The sequence below is a fragment of the Staphylococcus petrasii genome (assembly GCF_002902565.1).
Taxonomy (GTDB): domain Bacteria; phylum Bacillota; class Bacilli; order Staphylococcales; family Staphylococcaceae; genus Staphylococcus; species Staphylococcus petrasii.
Genome location: NZ_PPRC01000081.1, coordinates 1 through 8597, shown reverse-complemented (window position 1 = coordinate 8597; position 8597 = coordinate 1). Strand labels below are relative to the sequence as shown.

The following is an 8597-nucleotide window of genomic DNA, read 5'->3' as shown; positions in this document are numbered from 1 at the left end:
TCTATATGCCCTAATATCATTAGTACATTATATTAAAATTAATCATAAAGTGCAAAAAGAGTTCAAAAGAATTCATAAAATAGTAAAGTTTTTTAAAGCCAAAATAAAAATAAAATTCGCTAATTTTTTATTCTTTTAAATTTAAATAAATGATGAATAGTGTCATTAAAATCCTTCTATAAAATATAAAAAACCAAGACATTCAACATGCCTTGGTCTCGATAAAGTGTTATTAAGCTTCGTCGTATTTGCCAGTTAACGTTTCAATTGAAATGCCTTCTGGGACGTGATAAAACTTCACTTGGCTAATAATACTTGGACATTCTAATTCAACCATACGTTCATTTAATTTTTGAATTAAAATTAAGCATTCACTCATATCTCCTTGAACTGTTGTTTCAAGTGGACCTACTCGGAAATGTAAGCCAGATTCTCCTATAACTTTAATCGCTTCATCAACATACGGAATGACATCCTCATTATTTGGTGTTTTTGGTACAATTTGAATACTCATTAAAGTATCTTGCATTATTCATTCACCTCTATAAATTATATTCATATTTATTTTAGCACTCTTATACTTAAATGACTTATCTAATTTACACTTTCAATCGCTTTATTAATTGCTTTAGCAATATCGTACATTAAATTATCCCAATTTGATTGATCTTGTCTGCTTTTGAAATTACTTTTCTTATTTTTAAATAAAGATTTTCTTAATTTTGAAGAAAGTTCAATCTGAACACCCGCACCTTTAGTAGTACGATTTACAATATTATTATCTTGAGCACCAGCCATATTACTTGGAGCAGCTTGAATATCTAAGCCTATGTCTGCTAAACCACTTCCGATAGCTTCTTTAAGTTCTATATCTTTTCCTCCTATGTATGCAACACTTTCATCACCTGAGCAACCATGTATCGTTACTGCTATGTCACTATTATTCACAAGATTCATTGCTATTTCATTATCATAATGGATAGAAGTAACATGCAACTCATTGTTCCCTTTGCTTCTAATACCATTAAAAGCAAAATAATTATATTGGCCTTGCTCCGCAATCACACATGCTAATTCTGTAGTCGCTGGTTCAATTCCGCCTCCATGTATAGCTAATATAGTCACATTACTTCTTAGATCATTACTTACAATTTCCCAATCTTCATTTTCTTTTGTTTGTTCTTCTAATTCTGTCATTGATTTATATTTATCCATAGAAACCCCACTTTTTAATAATATATTAAAGGTCTTCCCTTTAAATTTATTATAAAAAGTAGTTTTACTAATTTTTAATAAAACTTACTTTTGTTTAAAAGTTTTTATTTTCCTTTAATAATAAAAAACTCATACTTAAATTAGACTAATCTAAGTATGAGCAACTAATATTATACGAATTGTGCTGTTAATTTATTGAAATCTTCTTCTGAAATATGGATATCTCTTTTAGATAATGCACTTTCTTCTAATTCTTCAATTTGAGATTCATATGAAGGTGTTTCTGTATCTTGATAAACAATACCTTTAACTAAAGATTCATGATCTAATACAGTTTTCATAGCTAATTGTTTATCCGTTGGATCGTATCCTTCAATATCATCTAAACTAGTTAAATGTTCCTTAAACCAGTCATACGTATTAATTTTATTATATGTTACGCATGGTGAGAACACATTTACGAATGAGAAGCCATCATGGTTAATGGCATCTTCAATTAATTTTGTTAATGCTTTAATATCACTTGAGAATCCTTGTGCTACAAATGTCGCACCTGAAGACAATGCTAATTCTAATGGCGCTACATTTTTTTCAATATTACCTTTAGGCGTAGATTTAGTTACAAATCCAACTGCTGAAGAAGGAGAAGTTTGACCTTTTGTTAAACCATAAATTTGGTTATCCATAACAATATAAGTCATATTCATATTACGGCGTAAAGCGTGAATAGTATGTCCCATACCAATCGCATAACCGTCTCCATCTCCTCCTGAAGCAATAACAGTTAAATCTTTATTAGCCATTTTAACGCCTTGAGCTAATGGTAAAGCACGTCCATGAATACCATGAACACCATATGAATTAATGTAACCTGATAAACGACCTGAGCAACCTATACCTGTAATGATTGCTACTTCTTCTGGTTCAAGTCCTACATTAGCTGCTGCTTTTTGGATAGCTGCTTGAACAGAGAAATCACCACAACCTGGGCACCAATTTGGCTTAACATTATTTCGGAAATCTTTAAATGTAGCCAATTAAACCAACTCCTTAATTTCTTTAGCTATTTCTAAACCTTTTTCTTCAATTTCATGAGGTAAGAATGGTGTACCATCATATTTAGTTTGGTTGATTAATTTACTTTGAACATTTGTGTTCATTTTAATAATATTTGCTAATTGTCCTTGATAGTTATGTTCTGCAATAACTACTTTTGAAGCTTTATCAATAGCATTTTGAATCATTTCTACTGGTAGAGGGTGCAATTGACGAATTTGCATTGTATTTACTTTGATACCTTTTTCATTTAAGCGTTTAGTACCTTCTTGAATTGCACCTTTACTTGAAATAAATCCAATATATAATATATCCGCTTCGTCATGTTTTTCATTTAACTCAACAGGATTTTCAATTAATAAATCAGCTGTTTTACGCATACGTTTTTCCATTTGTTGACGTCTGTTTTCAGCTGCTTCACTTGGTTTACCTTCTTCATTATGCTCAACGCCAGTCACATGGTGAATACCACCTTTAACTCCTGGAATCGGTCTAGGAGATACGCCATTACCTGTTAACGCATAACGTCTAAAGTATTGTTTATCGTCTTCTTCACGTTCTATATCAGATTGTAATAACTCTCCACGTTTAATTTGAATTTTATTATAATCAAGATTTTTAACAGTTTGTTTACCTAAAGATAATTGTAAATCACTTAATACAATAACTGGGCATTGATATTCTTCTGCTAAATTAAAAGCTTCCATTGTTAAATAGAATGCATCTTCAGCGTCAGTTGGAGCTACGACAATTTTAGGAATATCACCATGTGTACCATATATCATTTGCATTAAATCTGATTGTTCTTGTTTCGTAGGTAACCCTGTTGAAGGACCTCCACGTTGAGTATTAACAATAACCAATGGCGTTTCAGTCATACCTGATAAACCAATAGCTTCCATCATTAATGATAAACCTGGTCCAGCACTAGCTGTAAATGCTCTTACTCCGGCATAGTTGGCTCCAATAGCCATGTTAGCCGCTGCAATTTCGTCTTCAGTTTGAACAACTGTGCCCCCAACTTTAGGAACATTCGCAATCATATACTCCATAATTTCTGAAGCGGGTGTAATAGGATAAGCAGCCATAAATCTTGAACCTGCTGAGATAGCGCCTAATCCGATTGCATCGTTACCAATCATATATAAATGTGGATCTTCATTATTTGCTTCTAAAGTGAAGTCGCCTTCAACCTCAGATAATTGTTCTTTCATTAAGTTGTATCCTTGGTTTAACGCTTCAATATTCATTTCAACGACTTTATCGCCTTTTTTACTGAACATGTTATGAATAAGTTCTTCAAACGTGTTCGTGTCTAAATCCATAATTGCACATGTTGCGCCTACTGCTACCATGTTCTTCATAAGCGCTGTACCTAACTCTTTAGCAGTGCTCGTAAAAGGTAATTCAATTAATTGTGCACGACAATCTTCAGGTTTAGTCGGTTTTGCTTTAGCATCTGCAATGATAATGCTATCTTCTCTCATCTCATGATGATTTAATTCAATTGTTTCTTGGTCAAATGCGACTAAAATATCTAAGTCATCGCTAATCGCGTGAACTGGTTCGATAGATACTCTAATTTTATTATTTGTATGGCCACCTTTAATACGACTAGAGAAATGTCTATAGCCATATAAATAATAACCTTTGCGGTTCATTGCTGTGGCGAATATTTCACCTGTTGATTCAATTCCTTCACCTTGTTGTCCGCCCACTTTCCATGATATTTGTGATTTCATATCATATGCCTCCTGTGGAAATAATTCATCTTAAATAATAACAAAAATAGCCACCGTCTTACTATGTCAACAGTGGCATTTGATTAAATTCATACTAATGGACTATAATAAATCCATTTTCAATAAAAATTATTAAACGCAAAATATATTATTTATTAAAAGGATGATCGTCATTGATTAAAATTCTTTCAATGTGTTTCGTTCTACCATTTTTATCTAAATCAATGATAACACCTGAAAGAACACTTCTTCCATCATTTGGAACTACATGTCTTTGAGGTAAACTTGTGATAAAGCGTTCAATTACTTCATCGCGATTAATTCCTAGTATACCATCGTAATAACCTGTCATTCCTACGTCGGTAATATATCCAGTTCCTTGGGGTAAAATACGATCGTCAGATGTTTGTATATGCGTATGTGTACCAACTACTGCGCTTGCTCTACCATCTAAATACCATCCCATAGCATTTTTCTCTGATGTAGTTTCAGCATGGAAATCTACAAAGATATAATTTGTTTCTTTTTTTGCTTCTTCAATCAATTGATCTGCTTTTTTAAACGGATCGTCTATATCTTGCATAAATGAACGACCTTGTAAGTTAATAATTGCTAATTTAATATCATTAATTTGAATAAAGCGCATTCCAACACCAGGAGCTTCGCTTGGGAAATTCGCTGGGCGAACCATTCTTTTAGCATCATCAATAAAATCGTAAATTTCACGTTGGCCGTACGTATGATTCCCCATTGTCATAAAGTCTACGCCATCTCTTAATAATTGTTTGTAAATTTTTTCCGTTAAACCTTTACCATGAGCAGCATTTTCTGCATTTACGATACTAACTGTTGGTTTATATGCTTGCTTAATTTTTGGCAAATATTCACTAATAGCATTTCTGCCAATTTTACCAACAATATCCCCGATAAATAATATTCTCATTAAATGTTCATCCTCTCATAAAAACAGTTTAATTCAAATAGGAATAGATTTAAAGAGATGATTTGGACTCTATTCAAATTTATGCCTCACTTTACTTTAGCATGTATATAACATATGGTAATATAAATTTATAAAAATAATAGGAGTTGTAATAATAATATGTCAATTAACATTGATCCTGAAAAATTTGCAGAATTAGTAGTTAAAGCTAATCCATCAAAATCAGAGGATGCTGAAGATATTGCTAAAGAAAGTTTAGAATTATATATCAATGCTTATCGTTTAGCAGAAAGATATTCAAATATCGCTACAAACTGCTACGATACTGCTGAAATTATTTCTGAATTAAGAAAAACTGATTTACAACTTAAATAATTATTAAAGAACGAGACTTTAAAAGCTAGAAGTTAACGTTATAAAATAACGTCTAACTTCTAGCTTATTTTTATTTTTTAAATTTAACAATTATACAAATTGATTTCCTGTAATCAGTCCCTATTACTTACTATATAAACGAAAAAACAGACCCAATAAATTAGGTCTGTTAAAAATTATTTCGCATACTCAACTGCTCTTGTTTCTCTTACAACTGTCACTTTGATGTGACCAGGATATTGTAATTCTTCTTCGATTTGATTTTTAATGTCTCGAGCCAATCGATATGACTTCAAGTCATCAATTTCATCAGGTGATACAATAACTCTGATTTCTCTACCCGCTTGAATAGCAAATGCTTTTTCTACACCATCATAACTTTCAGATAATGTTTCTAAACGTTCTAGTCTACGGATATAGTTCTCAAGTGTTTCTTTACGGGCACCTGGTCTTGCTGCAGAAAGTGCATCAGCTGCAGCTACTAATATTGAAATGATTGATGTCGGTTCTACATCACCATGGTGAGAATGAATAGCGTTAATTACTGTGTCATTCTCAGCATATTTTTTTGCTAATTCTACGCCAATTTCTACGTGGCTACCTTCCACTTCATGGTCAATGGCTTTACCAACGTCATGAAGTAAGCCAGCACGTTTAGCTAAATTAACATCTTCTCCTAATTCCGCTGCTAACATTCCTGATAAATGCGCAACTTCTATAGAATGTTTTAAAACATTTTGGCCATAGCTAGTACGATAGTTTAGACGACCTAGTATTTTAACTAAATCAGGATGCATATTATGAACATTAATTTCAAATGTAGCTTGTTCACCAGCATCTCTAATAATATCGTCAACTTCTTTTCTAGCTTTATCAACCATTTCTTCAATACGTCCTGGATGGATACGTCCATCAGACACCAAGTTGACTAATGCAGTCCTAGCGATTTCACGTCTTATTGGATCAAATCCAGATAAGATAACCGCTTCCGGTGTATCATCGATGATTAAATCGATACCTGTTAATGTTTCTAAAGTTCGAATATTTCTACCTTCTCTACCAATGATGCGGCCTTTCATTTCATCATTTGGTAAATTAACTACTGATACTGTTGATTCTGTAGTGTGATCAGCAGCTAATCTTTGAACGGTAGTAGCTAATAGTTCTTTCGCTGTTTTATCAACTTTTTCTTTTGCTTCTTTTTCTTTTTCTTTAACAAGTACTGCAATATCTTGTGACAGTTCTTCTTCTACTCTATGAAGTTGTTCATTAACAGCTTCTTCTTGAGTTAGTCCGGAGATGCGTTCTAATTCTTGTTCATGCTTCATTATTAATGTTTGAACACTACTCTCTTTTGCATCTACTTGTTGTTGTCTTTCTTCAAGTTTAGATTCTTTTTGTTCTAAAATCTCATCTTTTTTATCTAAAAGATCAGATTTTCGATCTAAGTTTTCCTCTTTTTGAAGAAGTCGGGCTTCTTGTCTTTGAAGCTCACCACGTCTTTCACGTAGTTCAGATTCAGTTTGTTCTCTTAAAATTTGATTTTCTTCTTTTGCCTCTAATAATTTTTCTTTTTTGATATTTTCGGCTTCTTTTTGACCATGCCTAATAATATCTTCAGCAGTTTGTCTAGCTTGTAGTTGCTTTTGATGCAATATATTTCGGGCTACAATATACCCTACAACAACCCCTAGAATAATCCCCAGCAAAATGAGTAGGAGGTTTAATAAATTCACATAAACACCTCCTTTATCTAGGTATTTGCTTTGTATATCAAAATCTTTATGATTTTATAAGTTGTATAATAATTATACATATTAATTGTACGTTTATAAAGTTGGTAGTGTCAAGATATGAAATTGCACATAAGATTCAGTTTACATATATAGTATCAGATAAATTTTGTATAAAACAAAGCAGGTGAAAGCTTTCTTTCACCTACTTCCAGTTATATATTATTTAAGATTTCTAATATTATTCTTCATCAAATAATGACTGAGGTGATTCTTCTTCTTTTTCTTCTACATCACCATCAAAAATACCTAGTTTTTCACGTAATTTACGGTCAATTTCTTCTTTAATTTGTGGGTTCTCTTTAAGGTAAGTTTTAACATTTTCTTTACCTTGGCCCATTCTTTCGCCATTATATGAGTACCAAGCACCTGATTTATCAACGATTTCATTTTCAACACCAAGGTCGATTAATTCGCCTTCTTTAGAAATACCTTGACCATACATAATATCAACTTCAGCCACTCTGAATGGAGGTGCTACTTTGTTTTTAACAACTTTAATTTTAGTTCTGTTACCAACAATATCTTGTCCTTGTTTTAATTGTTCAGCGCGACGTACTTCTAAACGAACAGAACTGTAGAATTTTAATGCTCTACCACCAGGTGTAGTTTCTGGGTTACCAAACATTACGCCGACTTTTTCACGAATTTGGTTAATAAAGATTGCCGTAGTGTTAGATTTAGAGATGGCACCTGAAAGTTTACGTAACGCTTGTGACATTAAGCGGGCTTGTAAACCTACATGAGTATCGCCCATTTCCCCTTCAATCTCTGCTTTTGGTGTTAAAGCAGCTACAGAGTCGACAACAACGATATCTACTGCGCCACTACGTACAAATGCTTCAGCAATTTCTAAACCTTGTTCACCATGGTCTGGTTGAGATAAATATAAGTTATCAATATCTACACCTAAAGCTTCTGCGTATACTGGATCAAGCGCATGCTCAGCATCGATAAATGCAGCTACGCCACCATTTTTTTGTACTTCTGCAATAGCATGTAAAGCAACTGTTGTTTTACCTGAACTCTCAGGACCATAAATTTCAATAATTCTTCCTTTAGGATATCCACCGACACCTAATGCGTTATCTAAAGTAACTGAACCACTTGAAACACTTGAAACACGACGACCTTTATTATCTCCTAATTTCATAACGGCACCTTTACCGAATGATTTTTCCATATTTTTAATAACTGTATCTAAAGCTTTTTGACGTTCATTATCCAAAGCGAAACCTCCTAAATGAGATAGTTATCTATTTAAACTGTAGACAAACCTTTTCACTCTTCGTCACCTTATGCATGCCTAGGTCATTTACATATAGCAAACTCCCGTCGTTACGCATTCGTTTCCTCGATTGACAAAGGTTTTCTTTCAGTTTTTATACTTAAAATTACTTTACCGACAACCTTAGTTATCTGTTTAATATCTTATCTAATACTATACTCTCTATCAGAATGAATTACAAGCAT

General features: G+C 32.8%; 8 protein-coding genes. 1 reads left to right on the top strand and 7 read right to left on the bottom strand.

Annotated elements, in window-relative coordinates; all coding sequences use genetic code 11:
* Positions 1-232 precede the first annotated feature (232 nt).
* The 5 genes from CD127_RS10445 to CD127_RS10425 all read right to left on the bottom strand — a co-directional run bounded on the left by CD127_RS10445 (position 233) and on the right by CD127_RS10425 (position 4956).
* On the bottom strand, positions 233-529 hold the full coding sequence (locus CD127_RS10445) for a thiamine-binding protein (protein WP_103366668.1): 297 nt from the start codon (positions 527-529) through the stop codon (positions 233-235).
* Between the two features lie 65 nt (positions 530-594).
* On the bottom strand, positions 595-1215 hold the full coding sequence (locus CD127_RS10440; RefSeq protein ID WP_103366667.1) for a poly-gamma-glutamate hydrolase family protein: 621 nt from the start codon (positions 1213-1215) through the stop codon (positions 595-597).
* A gap of 170 nt (positions 1216-1385) precedes the next feature.
* The gene (locus tag CD127_RS10435; RefSeq protein WP_103366666.1) at positions 1386-2252 is read right to left on the bottom strand and encodes a 2-oxoacid:ferredoxin oxidoreductase subunit beta; all 867 of its coding nucleotides are present in this window, start codon (positions 2250-2252) and stop codon (positions 1386-1388) included.
* Positions 2253-4013 (bottom strand): 2-oxoacid:acceptor oxidoreductase subunit alpha, encoded by a 1761-nt coding sequence (locus CD127_RS10430; RefSeq protein ID WP_103366665.1) that lies wholly within the window; start codon positions 4011-4013, stop codon positions 2253-2255.
* Between the two features lie 148 nt (positions 4014-4161).
* Positions 4162-4956, bottom strand: a complete 795-nt coding sequence (locus tag CD127_RS10425; protein ID WP_103366664.1) for a TIGR00282 family metallophosphoesterase — start codon at positions 4954-4956, stop codon at positions 4162-4164.
* A gap of 159 nt (positions 4957-5115) precedes the next feature.
* Between CD127_RS10425 and CD127_RS10420 the strand changes: the two genes are divergently transcribed.
* Complete coding sequence (locus tag CD127_RS10420; RefSeq protein ID WP_103299017.1) at positions 5116-5331, top strand: hypothetical protein; 216 nt, start codon at positions 5116-5118, stop codon at positions 5329-5331.
* 176 nt (positions 5332-5507) lie between these two features.
* Here CD127_RS10420 and rny read toward each other — a convergent pair whose 3' ends face one another.
* Both rny and recA read right to left on the bottom strand, forming a co-directional pair.
* Positions 5508-7067 carry a ribonuclease Y gene (gene rny, locus CD127_RS10415; protein ID WP_103299016.1) on the bottom strand — a complete coding sequence of 520 codons (1560 nt, stop codon included), beginning with the start codon at positions 7065-7067 and terminating at the stop codon, positions 5508-5510.
* 238 nt (positions 7068-7305) lie between these two features.
* The gene (recA, locus tag CD127_RS10410) at positions 7306-8352 is read right to left on the bottom strand and encodes a recombinase RecA (RefSeq protein WP_103299015.1); all 1047 of its coding nucleotides are present in this window, start codon (positions 8350-8352) and stop codon (positions 7306-7308) included.
* Positions 8353-8597: the final 245 nt, after the last annotated feature.